Below are 17,955 nucleotides of genomic sequence, written 5' to 3' on the forward strand. Positions count from 1 at the left end.
GGCGTCTCCTGTGAGGTGTCGGATTGGGTTGTAGGGATGTGACGCGCATTCTGAACCACTTGTTGTGCTGTCTGGGTGATATGGATATGCCGCGCTGCGGCATCGGCTGCGGATTACGCGGGTGCAATCTCGACATGCATGGCCCGCTCCACCGGCGTGATCTGCACCCGCACGGGCAGCCCCAGCGCAATGGTCTGCGCGTTGGTCTCTGTGTGCGGCGTGACCTTGGTGCAGGTGTAGCAGGCCGTCTGTCCGCTGCGCCACACCGCCAGGGCCAGCGGCAGCATCCACTGGTCGGCCAGGTGCGGGCCCAGGGCGCCCGCGCTGCGCTGGTAGGCGCGCACCTCGTCCACCAGCCGCTTGGCCACCTGCTCGGCCGACAGGCTGCGTTCACCCAGCTGGCAAAACACCTCGGTGATGTGGGCATGCTCCAGCGTGGCGATCAGTGCGTTGCCGGGCCCCTCGTTCTGCCGTGTGGGCGGCTGGCGCAGTTGGCCTGACTCCTGTGTCCAGCCCATGCGCTGGCCCAGGGTCTGCAGCTCGCGCACCGCCACCCCGCGCGAGATGCCGGGCGCCAGTGCCTCGCCCCAGGCGTTTTGCAGCGGGCCGCGTGTCAGCACGTCCACGGGCACCAGCGGCTGCTGGGTGGATGCCGTGGGCGTGATGCGCGCCACCAGCTCGCCACCGCCCGCAGGAAAGAAGCCACGGCGCTTGAGCTCCAGCTCCAGCCCCACGCCCAGGCGCCGCACCAGCGGCGCAAAGGCGCGCTCCAGAAAATCAAACGGCGGTGCCATCGGGTTGTGCGTGCCGCCCATCAGTTCGACCTGGCTGGGGGCATCGGCCAGCATCAGCGCGGGCAGCACCGTCTGCAGCACCAGCAGGCAACTGCCTGCGGTGGCAATCTGAAAACGGTAGTCACCCGCACGCACCACGCCGGGCGTGAACACCAGCGTTTGCGAGTTCAGCTCAGCACCCTCGGCCTGCCCGCCGCACACGGCCACCGCCGCTTGCACGCAGGCCAGGTGCTGGCGCATCAGCCCCGGCTTGGGCCGCCCGGCGCGGATGCGCGTGATGTGCAGCGGCCGGCCCGTGACCATGGAAAGGGCCAGGCCTGTGCGCAGGATTTGACCGCCGCCTTCGCCGGTGGAGCCGTCGAGGGTGAGGGGTGTCACAGCGAGTTCCGTCATGGCGATGCCTCCGCTTCAGCCGCCGTGCGGGTGCTGAACCGCAACACGGTGTCATGCAGCAGCGTATCCAGCGCGGCGTAGCCGGGCACGGGCAGTGGCTGCACCGGCTCTGCCGCATTGCGCGCCAGCTCGGCCTCGATGAACGCATGGATGCCGGGCCATCGCGGGCTGGTGGCAGCTTCGCCCGCGCGCATCTTCACCTCCAGCAGGGCGTTGATCTCATCGACCAGCGCCGCATCCTGCACGGGGTGCAGCGTGTGCTGGGCCAGTTCGGCAAAGCGCATGGGTGGCACGCCGGGCTGCGTGCGTATCCACCGCGCGGCCAGCAGGGGGCGCAACACGTACAGGTACTTCTTGTAGCGCACCTCGTCGGCCTGCAGGTGCTCTCGAAAGTTCTTCTTGGCCATGGATGCGTAGTGGTGCCAGCCCTTGGCGTTGGAGAACACTTGCGCCGCCAGCGCGCGGAACTGCGCCATGGTGTCGGCCTCTTCGCGGTAGACGATGGGTGAGCCCAGCCATTCGAGCAGCGTGGGGTTGGACTCGCGCAGCAGGCCCAGGGCCTTGCGCAGGTCCCAGCCGTTCACATCCAGGTCGCCGCTGATGGGCAGCTCGATCACGTCGCGGCCCGGGGCTACGGTCAGGTACCAGGGCAGGCGGTTCACGTAGATGAAGCGCACGTCGTAGTCGCTGTCGGGCGAGGCAAAGCCCCAGCCCCGGCTGCCGGATTCGCAGGCGAAGAGCACCGCCACGTCGTGCCGGGCTTCGATGTCGCGCAGGGCTTTCAGCACCTGCGTGCGCATGTGGGGCTCCACCGGGTGGGCGGAGCGCAGCATTTCTTTTTCTTCTGATGTATGCATAAAAAAGGGCTGTAGCGCTTTATTTATAAGCGCTAGCAGCTATCAAAAATGTAGTATTCGTCATGCCGGTTTGCAACTGGCGCGGCCCCAGCGAGAGACGCCAAGCAAGGGCCTAGGCTGGCCGCGCCGCTCCGCAGCGAGGGCGTCGTCCCCCTGGGGGGAAGCCGCGCAGCGGCACAGGGGGGCTACCCCTTCACACACACCACCTGCTTGAGCGTGTACACCACTTCCACCAGGTCTTCCTGTGCCGCCATCACCGCGTCAATGTTCTTGTACGCCATCGGGATTTCGTCGATCACATCCGCGTCTTTTCGGCATTCCACACCCTCGGTCGCCTTGATCTGGTCTTCCACGGTGAACAGCTTCTTGGCCTTGGTGCGGCTCATGGTGCGGCCTGCGCCGTGGCTACAGCTGTTGAAGCTCTCGGGGTTGCCTTTTCCGCGCACGATGAAGCTCTTGGCCCCCATGCTCCCCGGGATGATCCCCAGCTTGCCTTGCTCGGCACTCACCGCGCCCTTGCGGGTTACGAAAACGTCTTGCCCGAAGTGCGTTTCGCGCTGCACGTAGTTGTGGTGGCAGTTCACGGCTTCCACGTGCGTCTCGAAGGGCTTGGTGATGACCTTGCGCAGCGCGGCAATCACGCGGCCCATCATCACCTCGCGGTTGGCGGCGGCAAATTTCTGCGCCCACCCCACGGCCTTCACGTAGTCACCAAAGTACTGCGCGCCTTCCTCGAAGTACGCGAGGTCTTTATCGGGCAGGTTGCGCTGGTTCATCTCGGCATCCTTCTTGGCCAGCTCGATGAAGTGGGTGCCGATGGCGTTCCCCACCCCGCGCGAGCCCGAGTGCAGCATCACCCATACAGACTGGTGTTCGTCCAGGCAGATTTCGATGAAGTGGTTACCCGTTCCCAGCGTTCCCAGGTGCTTGTAGTTGTTGGTCTTCTCGATACGCGGGTGCGCCTCGCAGATTTCCTTGAACTCATCCACCAGCCCAGCCCAGGCGCGGTCGGTTTCGGAGGGCGGCGTATCCCAGCTTCCCTTATCGCGGCCAAAGCGCTTGGGCGTCATCCCCACCGGCACGGCGCGTTCGATGGCGGCGCGCACGCCGGACAGGTTGTCGGGCAGGTCGCTGGCGGTGAGCGTGGTCTTGCACGCCATCATTCCGCACCCCAGGTCCACCCCCACCGCAGCCGGGATGATTGCCTTGAGGGTGGGTACCACCGAGCCGATGGTGGCACCGATCCCCAGGTGCACGTCGGGCATCACCGCCACGTGCTTGAACACGATGGGCAGGCGCGCAATGTTGCGCAGCTGGTTCTTGGCTTCTTCCTCCACGGGCACGCCGTTGGTCCACATTTTTACGGGCACGCCGCCCGGGATTTCGAGTTGTTCGTAGTTCATGGCTTGTTCTTTTTTCATCTTCGTTTCACCGCTATTTTTCGGTGGATACATTGCATCGTTGGTGCAGCGCGATCGACAGGCTTTCGTAGTCCTGCTGTGGGAAGTCGTGCGCTATCCACATCTCACGATATTGCTTCGCTCCCACTTCAACGTCTATGCGCTGCAAGATTTCGTGAATATTGCGCACTAGCTCGTGGCGTTGGATTTCGCCGCGAGCGACCACCATGTGGTCGTCCATTGCCACCAAGCCCCAGCTGGCCCAATCGCTGTATTCGCGCAGCTCGTACTGCAGCACGTTCTTCGCTCCTGTGACTACCAGCATCACTTCACCCGGTTCGCACATGAAAACGGCCTTGGCCTTGGTGGCCCCGTTTTGTAGAGCCAGGCCCATGTGGGCCAAGTCGCCCAGTGAGTCGTGCAGAAAACTCACCGAAAAGTCCAGTGGCTGTGGCTGCGCGGATACGCGCAGATCTGCCCAGCCCGCCTCGTCCACTTGATAGGAGATAAGTGCTTGCGGTTGTTCTTCCATCATGTCGTTCTTTCGTTGTGCGCGCCTGGGCGGATTTCACCGCTCCCGTTCAGCGCATCTTTACCAATCCATTGAGCACCTGATCCAGGCCGCCAAACACCGAGATCTTGTCGATCCGCTCGGCCACGCGCTCCAGCGTCTCCAGCTCTTTCATGCGCAGGGCGATGGGGTTGTCCTCCATCACCTTGGCGGTGTTGAGCAGCGAGCGCGTGGCGGCGGTTTCTTCGCGGCGGCGGATCACGTTGGCCTCAGCCTGCTTTTGGGCTTGCACCACCTGGGTCAGGATGGTTTTCATCTCGCCCGGCAGCACGATGTCCTTCACACCCACGCTCTCCAGCTGCATGCCATAGGGCTGCAGCTTGGCGGCCATGTGCGCGGTCACCACTTCGTCGATCACCGTCTTGTTTTCCAGCAGCTCGTCGAGCGTGCGGGTGCCCACGGCGGCGCGCAGCGCAAATTGCAGTTCGCGGTACAGGTGGTCGGCAGGCTTTTGCAACTGGGAAAAGGCGCGCAGCACATCGGTGTAGCGGTAGGTGGCGCACAGGTTCAGGCGCAGGCCCACCTTGTCACGGGTCATGATGTCCTGGCCCGAGACCTCCACGGCTTGCAGGCGCAAATCCACCAGTTCCACCGCCACGGTGCGGCCGTACTTCCAGAAGGCGTAGGTGCCCGCCGTCAGCAGGCGCTCGACCTTGCCGTCCACCGTCAATAGTGCGCACTGGCTCTCGGGCACCTGCACCTGCAGCACACCGGCCAAGCCGGTCACGCTGCGCTGGCGCAGCTGGGTTTGCGTCAATCGCGCCACCAGTGCGGCGGGCAGTTCTGCGCCTGCTTGCAGGTCCACCACTTGCACGCTCACATCCACCAAACCTTTCCAATAAAGGCGGCGGGTGCCAGGCGGCAAGATCTCGACCAGCACGCCGTTTTCGCTGCGCAGGCCCACTTCGGTTTCCGACAGGCTCACCTGCACAAACTCGGCGGCCACTACGGCGGGTTCTTGCGCCATCAGGTAGTCGGCCAGGCCGTGGGTGAAGGCGGGTTGTTCGAGGGCGAAGGTCTCCACGCGCAACTGGTCCATGCCCGCAAACAGCCAGTGGGTGCCGCTGCGCAGCACGCGGTCAAAACTGCCGTTGCGCAGTAGCAGGGCGCGTTCGTTTTTCTTCACTGTGGCGCGTTGGATCTTCAGCATTTTTATTTCCTCTCTATCGTTCTTCGTTGTCGTCACTCGTCACATATCGGGTTGCCGTTACAGCAGCAGGGGGGCCCCAGGGGGCGCAGCCTGGGCCGTGCAGTGCGCCGTGGTTGCCAACCCAGCCCCAAGTGGGGAGGGCGGCAGCGCGGCTGGCTGCGGGCGCGGGCTGTGCCGGGTGCTGGCACAAACCGCCACCGGCTGACGGGGTGAAACCCTGGCGGTTGCGGCGCAACCTGGGGGCCTCTCCCCGCGTTCGGCGGGTGGTCTTTCGACCGGTACAAAGTTCCGGCCTTGCGGCCGGAGTAATGGGCAGGAGTCGAACCTGCTACAGACCTCTTGCGAGGTTGCTCTACCAATGAGCTACCAGTGGTGGCACGCCTGGAGTCGAACCAGACACGTCCTTTCGGAGTGGTCACCACGACCGTGTCGTTACCCAGCGTTTGCGATGTGCGGCATGCAGAACATCAATAGAACCCGAAGGCTCCGGATGCCCGGCACCGGCGGGGCGAACGTTAGTCCTAACCCCGGCCTGTCAGCGGTCACCGTTTGCGCTGGATGCTCTATCTATTGCCAGATGCATGCCAGGTGGCTGGTATAGGTGTAAAAACCTTTTAACCTATTGATTTGATTGAATAAAGTTTTTTCTCTGTTGGGGTCGCCCAAATGCCTTATGAATAATTACTAGAATGAAAGCTAGTTAATTAGATAAATAGATATGCGAAAAAACAAGGTGGTGATTGGCTTCTTGGGCACGCAACTCGATTCCGGCCGGGGCGCGGGGCGGTGGGAGAAGTGGCGCCCCACGGTGTCGTTGGTGCAGCACGAAGACGTGGTGATCGAGCGGCTGGAACTGCTCTACACCCCCGCGCACAAAGACCTGGCCCAGCTGGTGCAGTCCGACATGGCCATCGCATCGCCCGAGACCACGGTGAACCTCGTGCCCCTGCCGATGGCTGACCCGTGGGACTTTGGCGAGGTGTATGCCCAGCTGTTTGACTGGGTGCAGGCCTACCGCTTTGACACCGAACGCGAGGAGTACTGGACGCACATCACCACCGGCACCCACGTAGCGCAGATCTGCCTGTTTTTGCTGGTGGAGTCGCGCCGCATTCCGGGTGTGTTGGTGCAAACCTCACCGCCCAAGCGACAGCAGTCGGGCAACCCGGGCAGTTATGCGCTGATCGACCTCGACCTGTCGCGCTACGACGTGATCGCCCAGCGCTTTGGCGCAGAGCAGCGCGATGCGGTCGATTTCCTCAAGAGCGGCATTGCCACGCGCAACGCGCGCTTCAACGCACTGATCGACGAGGTGGAGCGCGTGGCGGTGCGCTCGCGTGCGCCCATCCTGTTCACCGGGCCCACGGGCGCGGGCAAGTCGCACCTGGCGCGGCGCATGTTTGAACTGAAGAAGGCGCGCCACCAGGTGCAGGGCGTATTTGTGGAAGTGAACTGCGCCACCCTGCGCGGAGATGGTGCCGCATCCACTTTGTTTGGCCACAAAAAGGGCGCCTTCACGGGGGCTGCGGCAGACCGGCCCGGCCTGCTGCGCGCGGCGCACGAGGGCGTACTGTTCTTGGACGAGATTGGCGAGCTGGGCCTGGACGAGCAGGCCATGCTGCTCAAGGCGGTGGAAGAAAAGCGCTTTTATCCCATGGGCAGTGACCGTGAGGTAGAAAGCGACTTTCAGCTGGTGGCAGGCACCAACCGCGACCTGCGCACCGAGGTGGCTGCAGGGCGCTTTCGCGAAGACCTGTTTGCGCGCATCAACCTCTGGAGCTATGTGCTGCCTGGCCTGGCGCAGCGGCCTGAGGACATAGAGCCCAACGTGGAGCACCTGCTGGTGCGTGCGGGCGAAGAGCTGGGCCGCAGCGTGCGCCTGTCGAACGAGGCCCGCACCGCCTACCTGCGCTACGCCCAATCGCCCGAGGCGCTGTGGACGGGCAATTTCCGCGACCTGTCCGCGAGTGTGACGCGCCTGGCGACCTTGGCCGACAGTGGCCGCATTGGCCTGCCCCTGGTGGAGGCCGAGATGGCCCGCCTGCGCTGGCTCTGGCAACCTGCCAGCGATGCGCACAACGGCATCGCGTCCGCCCCAGGTACTTTGGGCCGTGACGATCTGGCGGAGTTGCTGGGCAGGGATGCCGTGGAGTCCATGGACCTGTTCGACCAGCTTCAACTTGCCGCTGTGCTGCAGGTCTGCCGCCAGTCGCGCACCTTGTCGGATGCGGGGCGAATGCTGTTCCAGGCCTCGCGCGCGCAGCGAACGGTGGTCAACGATGCGGACCGGCTGCGCAAGTACCTTGCGCGGTTTGGGCTGGATTGGGAGCGGGCCGTACAGCGTTGAGTCGATGCGCGCGAGTGTTGCATTCCGCGCACAGCGCGGATTGACCTGCGTGTGGTGCAGCCGTTAGCATCGCGCCCCTTGCCAGAGTGACGATGTTCACTATGGCAAGCACTCCTCAAGACTTGCATATCGCGTCGAACCATGGCGCCAGGAGTTTCCATGCATACCTTCTTCATCGCTTGCTGAAGCCGCGCGCCGGCAACCTCTGACCTGCACCTCTGGGACGTACTCGCCGATGCCATGATCGGCGGGCATCGCTTTCAGCGCTGCAGCGGCATGTCGCCTGCCAGCCTCGCCCCGCGCCTCTTCGTGCGCGGTTGCTCTCGCCCAAGATCACGCGGTCGGGCTTCTTCGTTTTTCGCAACCTGTGGTGGTGCTTTGGGAGCACCGCTTCTGTCTCAGCGCGCGGCGTTTCGCCTTGCGCCTGAGTGCCCTCAAACCCGGGTTGCGTTCCGATCAGACCTGATTTGTAAGGAGGAGCGCGCCATGACGAATACGCTCTTGAATACCCCTGTGGCTGCGCAGCTTTCGCTGCCCATCCTGCGCTACCCGCGCACGCCGCACCTGGAGGGATCGCGCCACCAGGCTGGCGATGCACCCGGTGTGCAACCCCTCTCGCCGCTGGCTGGCCGCCACGCCGTTATCGAAGAAAAGATGGACGGTGCCAACTGTGCCATCTCTTTCACCGAAGGTGGTGAGCTGTGCCTGCAGTCCCGTGGCCATTACCTGCTGGGTGGGGCGCGGGAGCGCCAGTTTGCGGCCCTGCACCCGTGGGCCCGAGCGCACGAAGTCGCGCTGCTGGAGTGTTTGCACGACCGCTATGTGCTGTACGGCGAATGGATGTTTGCCAAGCACTCGATGTTCTACGACCAGCTTCCGCATTACCTGCTGGAGTTCGATGTGTGGGACCGTGCGCAGCAGTGCTTTCTGTCCACCCCGCGGCGACATGCTCTTCTGGCACGACTGCCGGTGGTTTCTGTACCTGTGCTGTATGAAGGCCCCATGCCCGAGCGGGCGGATTGGCTGTGGTCGCTGGTGGGGCCATCGCTCGCACGCACACCCGGCTGGAGTGAGGCCCTGGACGCCTGCATTGAACGCCTGGGCCTGCCGCACGCGCTGTGCCGCCAGCAGAGCGATCCCTCGCCGTTGGCCGAGGGGCTGTACATGAAGTTGGAGGACGGGCACAAAGTGCTGGCGCGTTTCAAACTGGTGCGCGCGGATTTTGTGCAGCACATCCTGGATTCGGGCTCGCATCACAGCGAGCGTCCTATCGTGCCCAACGGTTTGGCCTCGGGTGTGGATCTGTATGCCCCACAGATGAGTTGCCACTGGGCAGACCTGGGGGCGCAATGTTTATACGGCCTGGAGGCTTTGCAAGCCCACCATGCCAATGACGCGGCGCGTGTGCGCCGCGCACGGAAAGGAGGTGCCCTATGGCGCCGTTGATGATGCGCGTGGCGCCCTATGCGGTGCTGCGCAAGCTGCTGCCCCTGCCGGGGCAGGACCTGGACTGGGCACTGTGCTGTGAGGCCATCGAAGCCCTGCGCGTGCTCGACACCACACCGCAGGACCCGGTGCACCACGCCGAAGGCGATGTCGGCACCCACACCCGCTGGGTGATTGCGTGCCTGCGCGAAGATGCGACCTTCCAGCAGGCCTTGCTGGACCGGCAGTGGGTGATGTTCATGGCTGCGCTGCTGCACGACATTGCCAAGCCCGCCACCACGGTGGTGGACGAGGCGACGGGCCGCATCCGCCAGCCTGGGCATTCCCAGCGCGGCGCGGTGGACGCGCGGGTTCTGCTGTGGCTCAGTGGCTGCCCGTGGGAACTGCGCGAGGCCATCTGCCGCCTGATCGCAGTGCACCAGCAGCCGTTCTTCGTGTGGCACTCGCACCGGGGAACTCCGCCGGAATACGTGGTCCGCAAGCTGTCATGGGAGTTGCGCTGGTCCGAATTGCTGGCTGTGGCCCGTGCCGACATGCGGGGGCGCGTTTGCCAGGACCAGGCGAGCCATCTGGAAGATCTGCTTTTGCTGGAGGAACTGGTGCGAGAGGAGGGCGCGTGGGACCGCCCGCGCCACTTTGCGGACGTCCACACGGCGCTGCAGTACTTCCGTGGCACGCGCCTGTATCCAGACGAGCCGCTGCACCCGCAGCCGGGATCGCGCGTTACGGTGATGTGTGGCTTGCCCGCATCGGGCAAGAACCATTGGGTGGGAAAGCACCGGCCAGACCTTCCTGTAGTGTCGTTTGACGATGCCCGCGAGGCTCTGGGTTTGGCCCATGGCGACAACGAAGGCAAGGTGGCCCACCAAGTTTGGGACCAGGCGCGTGCCCTGCTGCGCGCCCAGGCCCCGTTCGTATGGAATGCCACCCATCTCTCGCACAGCATGCGCGACAAGACGCTGGACCTGTTGTATGCCTACCATGCGCAGGTGGACATCGTGCACTTGGAGCAGCCCTTGCCCGAACTGCTGCGCCGCAACCAGCGTCGCGACACCACGCTGACCAATGCGGCATTACTGCGAATGCTGCATCGCTGGGAGGCTCCTCTGCCGACCGAAGCACACCATGTTGTGTATGGGGACGGAGTGGCATTGCCAACTGGGGGATAATCCACGCCGTGAAGCGCGCCAGACCGCCGCTGGTGCAATCTGGGAAACCAGGCACTGGAGGAACGTCCGGACTGCACAGGACAGCGTAGCAGCTAACGGCTGCCCACCGTGAGGTGAGGATCAGAGCAACAGAGACGAGTCCCGGGGGAGTGCCGCAAGGTAGACCACTGGGGGTGAAACGGGCAATCTCTACGCGCAGCAATACCAAGTAGGCCAACGTTGATGTGGTTCCGCAGAGTTGGCGGGTAGGTAGCACCGAGCCGTGGTGGCGACACCCGGCCCAGATTAATGGCGGTCACACTGCGGGCAACCGTGGTGCACAGAATCCGGCTTATCGGCGCGCTTCACGCTTTATTGAAAAGGGCTGGTGCATACAGGTGCACCAGCCCTTTATCTTGGCTGTGTACTGGATCACTTCGCTGCTTACGCGTTGACTGCTGCCCGCAAATTGGTCGTGGGGAGGTGCTAAGGCAGGCAGCAGGCGGTGAGCGGGACATGCCTTACTGCTCGCGCGCGAAGTGACGGACTCGGCCATCTGCCCACGTGATGGTCCCTGTCCCCAACACGTCGAGCTGCCAGCGTAGCTGGCGTCTACCTCGGGCGTCTATCGCGAAGCCTTCCGCATAGCAACCGGCCCAGTCACGTTGCGCGAAACCTTCTTCAGGTACCCGCTGGGCTTCGTGCAAAAAATACGCTCTCAACTCGGCTTCGCTAAAGCGGGGCGCGTCACAGTGGTTGCGCGCGCTTTCTTTCACTGCAAAACTTTGTACCCAGTGTAGCTTTGGTGGTTGCGCCATTGCTGATGCACAGGCCGCACAAGACAAGAGGGCGACCAGTAGCGCCCTCATTGAAACACCAAACTCTTAGCCTCATCGGCCTGTTTGTAAGAGATATCGGAGTGACGGTAAACGTCCGTTTGTAAGTCCAGCTGGTAGTGATGGCTCAGTGCTTGAGTGAGCCATTGCAGTGATTCGGTTTGCTCCGCTGTGGGGCGTTCGAACAGCTTTGTTTTGGAGTCGAATTTTCCGACCACTTCAATGGCCACCGAGTCACCGTTGGTCGGATATCGATCGGGGTAGGCCTTGGCCTGCTCACGGTTGTTGAGCGTTTTGACTTTAGCGCCGTAACTCGCATGGGATTGCATGAGCGTATCGATCGCTGTCTGTTCTTCTTTGCCGCAGGTCTGGCTGTCATCGCATCGGGATCGAATTTTGCCGACGCTGTACACGCTTTGGTCTAGACGTGCAGTCTGGTAGATGGTGCCATCTTTCTCAATGTAAAAGTGCGCACCGATTCCATCGGCTTTGGCGTGGTTTAGGTTCATGGTGCTGCTGTCGGTTTGGTGCAGGACGATGGCATCGACCTTGGTCATCGCGCCGTGTTCCAGTGCCGCCACGCGTTTGTCCACCACGCGCGGATCGGCGATAAAGCCGTCTTTGATGATCAAACCTTCGCTTGCCGCGTTGCCCCCCGGCACTGTTCCCGAACTGGTAAGCGCATTCACGTTCATTGGTGATCCTCCTGAAGTTTATGGGGTCAAAAGTCAGGTGGCAGTGTGCCTATTGAGGGCGCGTGAGGCTATATGTGCGATTACTAGTGGGGCGTTTGTACTGCTGTTGACCGTGTTTTGTGGGGCCGCATTTCTCGCGCCATTGGGTACGCCGCTATTGCTTGGCCTGTTCATGTTCCTAAAGGAATGAGAGGTGAGCCGCGCAGGGAGGTGTTTGATGCTGGCTTACCGAGGCGCACCGGGTGCTGTACGGGGGTGGGCAGCAAAACCCCTACGAGACGGCGCTACAGCAGGCCGCAGGACGTGCGGCAGCCCATCTTTAAAGTCCGTGCTACCGCGGGCAATGCGGCGCGTGCCCTTGCTCCAGCTCGGTGGCGCGTTGCACGGTGTCGGGGTGGCTGCTCAGCAAAGACCACACCGGATGCGCTTGTGCCTTGGCTTGGACAGGGGCCTTGGGGGCCGGCTGTGGTGCACTGGCGGGCGCGCTACCCGCTTCGGCGGGTTGGGGCGCGGGGGATGGGTTCTGATTGGCCGATGCCGTGGTCTCGCCGGGCTTTCGCTTCTTGTCCTCGGCTTCGTCTTCACGTGCAATCGCCAGCAGCAGCTTGCCCATGGGGGCTGTGGGCAAGGCCGCGTGCCCCATCAGGGCGATGGCATAGCAGTCGGCCTCGCGCTCGTGGTTGCGGCTGTAGGCGCGGCCGGTCAGCACGGTGGCGCCGGTGGACACCACTGCAGACACGTCGCCCAGCGCCAGCCCCAGGCCCATGTTCAGAACGCCTTGCTCCACCACCATGCGCATGCCGTGGCGGTGCACCACGTGGCCGATTTCGTGGGCCAGCACGCCCACCAGCGCATCGTCGCTGATGCCTTTGTCGGCCGCCACTTTGACGATGTCGTCCGTCATCACCACCTTGCCGCCGGGCAGGGCAAAGGCGTTGGCTGGCATGCCCGAGCGGAACTCCAGCTTCAGTTGCGGCTGGTACCCGGGGTAGCGCCGCAACCCGGCTGGGGTTTGCTGTACCAGGGCGTCAAAGCGTGCCGTGAGCTGCGCCTGGCGCTCTGCAGGCAGTTTGCTGGGTTTGAGGTATCCGCTGTCCATGCGCTGCAGCACGTTGTCAGACAGGCGGGTTTCCCAGCCCAGCGGCACAAAGCGTGTCAGCTGCGTGGCCGCCCACGGGGTGCCATAGCGGTAAAACAGCCCCAGGCCGATGGCCGAGGCCGCCATCACCCCCAGCAGCAGGGGCCAGCGCGTTTGCATGCGCTGGGCCACGCCGGGGCGGGCGCCGGCGGCGGCCAGGGCCGCGTACCACTGGGTGACGGCGTCCACTTCCAGGCTGCCGCGCTCGCGCAGGTCCACCACCACGCGGGGCTGGGGGCGGCGCTCGCTCCAGGCTTCGGGCCAGTCGACCTGGTCGTGGGTGAACACCGCAGCGGGCGCCCCGGGCTCTGACAGCAGATGCAGCGCCAGCGAGGGGCCCTTGGTGCCGGGTTGCACCGCCACCGTGACGGGGCGGGGCTTGCTGCTCAGGCCGTCAAACCAGCGGCCCGCCAGCAGGGTGGGCGCACGCAGGGGTTTGTCCATGTCAGCCGATCAGGTCCAGCCCGGCGGCATCGGCCAGGGCATCGCCCAGCCCGCCTTCTTGCTGGCGCACCAGCGCGCCTGCCACTTGGTCGGCGCCGCCCTTGATGTGCAGCGTGACCGATTCCAGCTTCATGCGGTATTCGCTGACCCGTGCAAACGGGCGGTAAAAGCCCAGCGTCAGCAGTGTCAGCACCATGTTTTTGAGGCGCAGGCGCACAAAGCGGCCTGCGCGCAGGTTGCACTTGAAGCGGGCAATCTGGCTCACGCCGATGTTGTTCCACAGCAGCTGGAACATGCGGGCCTCGCGGTAGGCGCGGGCGGGGGCCGATGCAAGCAGCAGCAGAAAGAAGAATGCGATGACGCCCACGATGGCAATCAGGATGATCCACAAGATGTTGCCCTTGCTGCCCTGGCCCATCATCAGCATGGCGATGGAGCCGCCCATCAGCGCTGCCGTGACGGCCCAGACAAGCAATGCGCACAGAATGAACACCGCCACCGTGGCCAGCCACACCTTCACAAAATCCATGTACACCGGCTTCCAGCGGCCATGCTCGGCGCCCAGGCGGGCGCGCAGCACCAGCAGGCTTTTGTAGTTGTATTCCAGCCGGATGAAGCACAGGATGGACAGGATCAAGCCCAGCACCAGCAAGCCGCCCATGGCGGGCGTGAATTCCGGGCGAATCTTCGGGCCACCTTGGATGGCGGGCTCGTCCAGCATCTGGGCCAGCTCGGGCGACAGCATCTGCATGCCAAAGAACACGCCAAACCACACCAGTGCCAGGGCAAACACGGGCCAGCTGGCCAGGTACACCTCTTTCCAGCTGGCGGAAAACTGCAGCCGCAGGCCGCGCCAGCGCGTAGCGCCCAGGCGAAAGCGCATGGCACTGGCCCAGATGTAGGGGGCCAGCACTGCGCCGCCCAGCAACATCAACGCCACGGCCAGGTCCTGGCCTGTGTTGGCCGCCAGCTTGTAGGCGATGGACAAGAGCACCAGCAGCACAAAGCCCATGACCATCTTGCGCTGCTGCGCAGTGAATTCGAGCGGGCTGTTGGCCACCATGCTGTGGCCATAGAAATACATGGCGGTGCGGCGGCGTGCCCAGGGTGTGTAAAAGCCCAGCGTGACAATGCCCAGCAGCACGTTCACGATCCAGACGCGGAAGTACTCACCGCCGCTGCCCGTGAACTCCATCGGGTAGGCCTCAATGTTCTGAGACATAAAGACAGACGGCTGCTCTTGCGCAGCGTCTTTGGGGTTCTGGTTCATTCGCTCCCTCCTATGGTCGGCGCAGTTTAGCAGCGGCCGGGGGCAGGCGAATATTCAGAAAAAATGGCCTCTAGCGCGCATTCAATCAGCGCGAGAAGCTATGCATTTAATAGCGTTCGGACCTATTGATGGGGCGCCTGCGCGGGTTTCATGGGCGCGGTCTCGCCCCATCGCTGGCTGGCGCACGGTGCGTTTAGAACTTCTCCCACGGCTGCAGGTAGCGCCACTGGCCCTCGGGCACCTTGGCCAGTGGCACACGGCCAATGCGGATGCGCTTGAGGGCCACCACACGCAGCCCCACGGCCTCGCACATGGCCGGAATCTGCCCGGGGCGGATGCCCTTCAAGGCAAAGCGCAGCTTGGTTTCGTTTTGCCAGCTCACCTTGATGGGCGGCAGTGGGCGGCCATTGAACGACAGGCCATGGCACAGGCGCTGCAGGCCGTTGGCAGCGATCTCGCCCGCTACTTCGACGATGCATTCCTGCTCCAGCGATTCAATGTCCTCGGCCAGCTTGCGCGCGATGCGTTTGTCCTGCGTGTAGACCACCAGCCCGCTGGCTTCGGTGGGCAGGGGGGTAAAGCATTCGAGTTGCTTGAAGTGGCGCTGCAGCACGCGGATGCCGCTGGCGTCCTCGCTCAGGTGCGAGGCACTGCCCAGCAACGACATGGCCTGTGCGGCGCCCTGGCTGCGGCTGCTGTGCGCCGTGTGGCCGTGGGCAGCGCCGTCCTGGGCTGGCTGGCCCAGACCCGCTTCAAAGCCCGCAGGCTTGTGCAGCAGCAGCGTCACGGGGGTCAACTCCAGCAGGCTTGCGTCTGGGGCCACCACCACGGTCTGGTCGGGGCGCACGCGGGCGCCGGGGGCTTCTTCCACCTGGCCATCCACGCTCACAAAGCCGCCTTCGATGAATTGCTCGGCCGTGCTGCGCGAGCAGCTCAGTTGTTCGGCCACGCGTTTGGCCAGGCGGATGTGGGTGGGGTCGGGGTTGTGTGCGGTCATGAAAGCAAGGCTCGTTGTTCTTGTGAAGAGGGCAAAAGTCGATCAGTGGTTGCCCGGCGGCAGGGTGCGGATGCGCTCGACATGGGCGAGCAGCGAGCGCTGGGCCACGGGCCACATGCGCGGGGGCACGTCGCTGTAGGCATGGCGCACCCAGTCTTCGGGCGTGCCATCGGGCAGCGCCTGCATGGCGGCCAGCACCTTGGCTTCTCGGGCCAGGCGGTGGCCGCGCAGGTGGGCGATGGCACCCCGTGCATTGTCCAGCACATAGCCGTGGGCGGGCAGGATGAACTCAACGCCCCGCTCGGCGCACAGGGCATCGAGCCGGTCCAGGGACTCCAGGTAGTCGGCCATGTTGCCGTCGGGCGGGTCAATCACCGTGGTGCTGCCGTTGAGGATGTGGTCGCCGCTGAACAGCAGGCCGTCTTCCACCAGCAGCAGGCACACATGGTTGGCGGCATGGCCCGGGGTGTGCACCACTTGCAGGGTATGGGTGATTTGGCCTTCTAGCGCTTGTCCAGTAAGCGTGAGCAGCTCATTATTTTGTAGCGGCCTGTCGGGCGCGAACTGGCTGGCCACCCGTGCGGTGGGGGCCGATGGCAGGCCCAGGATGGGCGGCTTGCGGCGGCCTGCGCGCTCGCACAGGGCCTGCAGCGGGGCCGCGCCGGGCGAGTGGTCGGGGTGCGAATGGGTGCACACGATCATGCGGATATCGCCACTGGCTGCGCGCCAGAGTTTTTCCAGGTGCTCCGGGTCGGCCGGTCCGGGGTCGATGGCGATGAAGCCGGTGCCCGGCTCGCCCACCAGGTAGCTGTTGGTGCCGGGCCCGGTCATCACGCCCGAGTTGGGGGCGGTCAGGCGCTGCACGTTGTTGAGCAGCGGCACCGGGCGCTCGGTTTGCCAGTCCAGCGGGTGCACCACCTGGCCGTCGGGGCAGACCAGGGCGAGTTCGCCAAAGGGGGCATCGCCCTCCATGTAGCGCGCCTCTTTGCCAGCCAGCAAGCCCGCACGGGGGCAACTCGTCCACAGCGGTTGCTCGTGCACCAGCGCGGCCAGCACGGCGTGGGTATTGGCAAAGCGGGCCAGCCGTTGCAGTGTGCGGATGGTGGGGAAGATCATGAAGAACTGCCCCGCCTCGTGCCGTGCCAGCGCGTCGGCCGGGCGCACCCACACGGGCTCAAACTGCTCGGCCTCGTCGGCCACGGGCTCTTGCCCCTCGGGCATGCGGGCCACCAGGAAGGGCACGGCAAAGCGCTTGGGCAGGTCACGGTCGGCCGTCCAGTGGGCCAGCTGGAACACGCTGTCGGCCGCCAGCCGCAGGCCGCGCGCGGCGCACTGCGCGGCAAACGGGGCGTGGCGGTCCAGCGCGGCAATGTCTTGCGCATCGGCCATCTGGCCTTTGCGGGGGCCGTCGGCATGGCGGGCCAGCAATACGCCTAGCTCTTCAAAGCTCTCGCGGATGGCGGCGATGGCCTGGGTCAGGTGCTCGTCGCTTTGCGTGGGGCGGCGGTCGGCGGCGGTGTGCGATTGCGCGTCCAGCGGGTCGATGCCCCCGCCCGGAAACACATAGGCCCCGGGTGCAAAGCTGGCCTTGCTTGAGCGGCGGGTCATCAGGACTTCCAGGTCTCCGCCCGGCGAGGCATCGCGCAGCAGCAGCACGGTGGCGGCATGCAGGGGGCGCACGGGTTCGCGCGGGCTGTGTAGTTGCTGCGATAGACGGGACATAGCGAAATTATCGAGCGGCACTCGTAAAGATTGGGCCCGGATTGTTCCTGTTTGTTGCAAATTTTTCGATTGAAAAGTGGTTGAGGTGCAACGCCATGGGGAGGTTTATCGCAGTGGCTTTGGTTTTTTGAAGAGGTTATTTTTGAATTTGATTGAGATGATGGATTTGTATGGTTATTGGGATGATTTTGTTTGTTTTTGCTTAGTGGTTAATTATTAAAATTTGATGAAACTTGTAGCTGGTAATAAATTTGCTCACCAGTTTTGATGCCGATATGATTCGCCAGCATCGGGTTTTCCTGGGGGGCGGCTTGTCGATCGTGGTGTTGATGGGCGCTTTTTAAATTTATCCATTCAAGGGTTTGTCATGAAAATTCTCTTTTTTGTTGAGATGAAAAATAAATTCAATAGTTCAGCCATTGGCAAAGATTTCAAATCCCGTGGTCAAGGGATGACGGAATACATCATCATTCTTGGCCTGATTGCGATTGCTGCCATCGCCGCATTCAGCTTCTTCGGTCAAACGGTGCGTGGTCAGGTCGCTGGTATGGCGAATGAAGTCGGTGGCGAAGATGGCTCCAAGGGTATTGATATTGCAAAGCAAGCCGCAGACAAGGCGCTTACGAATGCACAAAAGAATATGAATATGAAGACCTACACCGAAGGTGGTAACAAGGGTGCTGGTAACTAAATAAAAATGCCCAAACTCTCTTGGTGGAGGGGTTGGGCAAAAAAGAAGGTAACCAA

Annotated in this window: 14 protein-coding genes, 1 tRNA gene and 1 other RNA gene; 5 read left to right on the plus strand and 11 right to left on the minus strand. The window is 63.5% G+C overall.

Features of this window, described 5'->3' with window-relative positions; genetic code table 11:
• Positions 1–113 precede the first annotated feature (113 nt).
• The 6 genes from rtcA to CLU86_RS21535 form a co-directional block, all read right to left on the minus strand.
• The gene (gene rtcA, locus CLU86_RS21510) at positions 114–1,187 is read right to left on the minus strand and encodes an RNA 3'-terminal phosphate cyclase (protein WP_099743052.1); all 1,074 of its coding nucleotides are present in this window, start codon (positions 1,185–1,187) and stop codon (positions 114–116) included.
• The gene (locus CLU86_RS21515) at positions 1,184–2,044 is read right to left on the minus strand and encodes a nucleotidyltransferase domain-containing protein (protein WP_099743053.1); all 861 of its coding nucleotides are present in this window, start codon (positions 2,042–2,044) and stop codon (positions 1,184–1,186) included. Before CLU86_RS21515 ends, rtcA begins: the two co-directional genes overlap by 4 nt.
• Before the next feature lie 185 nt (positions 2,045–2,229).
• Positions 2,230–3,447 (minus strand): RtcB family protein, encoded by a 1,218-nt coding sequence (locus CLU86_RS21520; protein WP_199175161.1) that lies wholly within the window; start codon positions 3,445–3,447, stop codon positions 2,230–2,232.
• 31 nt (positions 3,448–3,478) lie between these two features.
• Complete coding sequence (locus CLU86_RS21525) at positions 3,479–3,979, minus strand: hypothetical protein (RefSeq protein ID WP_099743055.1); 501 nt, start codon at positions 3,977–3,979, stop codon at positions 3,479–3,481.
• Positions 3,980–4,025: 46 nt separating this feature from the next.
• Positions 4,026–5,165 (minus strand): slipin family protein, encoded by a 1,140-nt coding sequence (locus tag CLU86_RS21530; RefSeq protein WP_099743056.1) that lies wholly within the window; start codon positions 5,163–5,165, stop codon positions 4,026–4,028.
• 304 nt (positions 5,166–5,469) lie between these two features.
• Positions 5,470–5,533 (minus strand) — tRNA-OTHER (locus tag CLU86_RS21535).
• Positions 5,534–5,883: 350 nt separating this feature from the next.
• Here CLU86_RS21535 and rtcR point away from each other — a divergent pair.
• The 4 genes from rtcR (at position 5,884) to rnpB (ending at position 10,477) form a co-directional block, all read left to right on the plus strand.
• A complete protein-coding gene (gene rtcR / locus CLU86_RS21540) occupies positions 5,884–7,512 on the plus strand; it encodes an RNA repair transcriptional activator RtcR (protein ID WP_099743057.1) in 1,629 nt (542 codons plus the stop codon).
• Positions 7,513–7,998: 486 nt separating this feature from the next.
• Entirely contained in the window at positions 7,999–8,958 is a 960-nt protein-coding gene (locus CLU86_RS21545; protein ID WP_099743058.1) for an RNA ligase family protein, read from the plus strand.
• The gene (locus CLU86_RS21550; RefSeq protein ID WP_233195159.1) at positions 8,946–10,127 is read left to right on the plus strand and encodes an AAA family ATPase; all 1,182 of its coding nucleotides are present in this window, start codon (positions 8,946–8,948) and stop codon (positions 10,125–10,127) included. Before CLU86_RS21545 ends, CLU86_RS21550 begins: the two co-directional genes overlap by 13 nt.
• Positions 10,128–10,137: 10 nt before the next feature.
• Positions 10,138–10,477: RNase P RNA component class A (gene rnpB / locus CLU86_RS21555), an RNA gene on the plus strand.
• 494 nt (positions 10,478–10,971) lie between these two features.
• On the opposite strand, the gene CLU86_RS21560 is transcribed toward rnpB, so the two are convergent.
• From CLU86_RS21560 to CLU86_RS21580, 5 genes are all read right to left on the minus strand, one after another.
• On the minus strand, positions 10,972–11,637 hold the full coding sequence (locus CLU86_RS21560) for a peptidoglycan recognition family protein (RefSeq protein WP_099743059.1): 666 nt from the start codon (positions 11,635–11,637) through the stop codon (positions 10,972–10,974).
• Between the two features lie 331 nt (positions 11,638–11,968).
• Positions 11,969–13,219: a M48 family metallopeptidase gene (locus CLU86_RS21565; protein ID WP_099743060.1), complete on the minus strand. Its 1,251-nt coding sequence runs from the start codon at positions 13,217–13,219 to the stop codon at positions 11,969–11,971.
• Position 13,220: 1 nt separating this feature from the next.
• A complete protein-coding gene (locus CLU86_RS21570; RefSeq protein ID WP_099743061.1) occupies positions 13,221–14,489 on the minus strand; it encodes a YjgN family protein in 1,269 nt (422 codons plus the stop codon).
• A 193-nt stretch (positions 14,490–14,682) separates the two neighbouring features.
• Complete coding sequence (locus CLU86_RS21575) at positions 14,683–15,486, minus strand: rRNA pseudouridine synthase (RefSeq protein ID WP_099743062.1); 804 nt, start codon at positions 15,484–15,486, stop codon at positions 14,683–14,685.
• Between the two features lie 42 nt (positions 15,487–15,528).
• Positions 15,529–17,208 carry an MBL fold metallo-hydrolase gene (locus CLU86_RS21580; protein WP_099743063.1) on the minus strand — a complete coding sequence of 560 codons (1,680 nt, stop codon included), beginning with the start codon at positions 17,206–17,208 and terminating at the stop codon, positions 15,529–15,531.
• Between the two features lie 367 nt (positions 17,209–17,575).
• Here CLU86_RS21580 and CLU86_RS21585 point away from each other — a divergent pair, with 367 nt between their 5' ends.
• Positions 17,576–17,899, plus strand: coding sequence for a pilus assembly protein (locus CLU86_RS21585; protein WP_369803861.1), 324 nt, complete (start codon positions 17,576–17,578; stop codon positions 17,897–17,899).
• Positions 17,900–17,955 lie beyond the last annotated feature (56 nt).

The sequence above is a fragment of the Acidovorax sp. 62 genome (assembly GCF_002754495.1).
Lineage (GTDB): Bacteria > Pseudomonadota > Gammaproteobacteria > Burkholderiales > Burkholderiaceae_C > Acidovorax.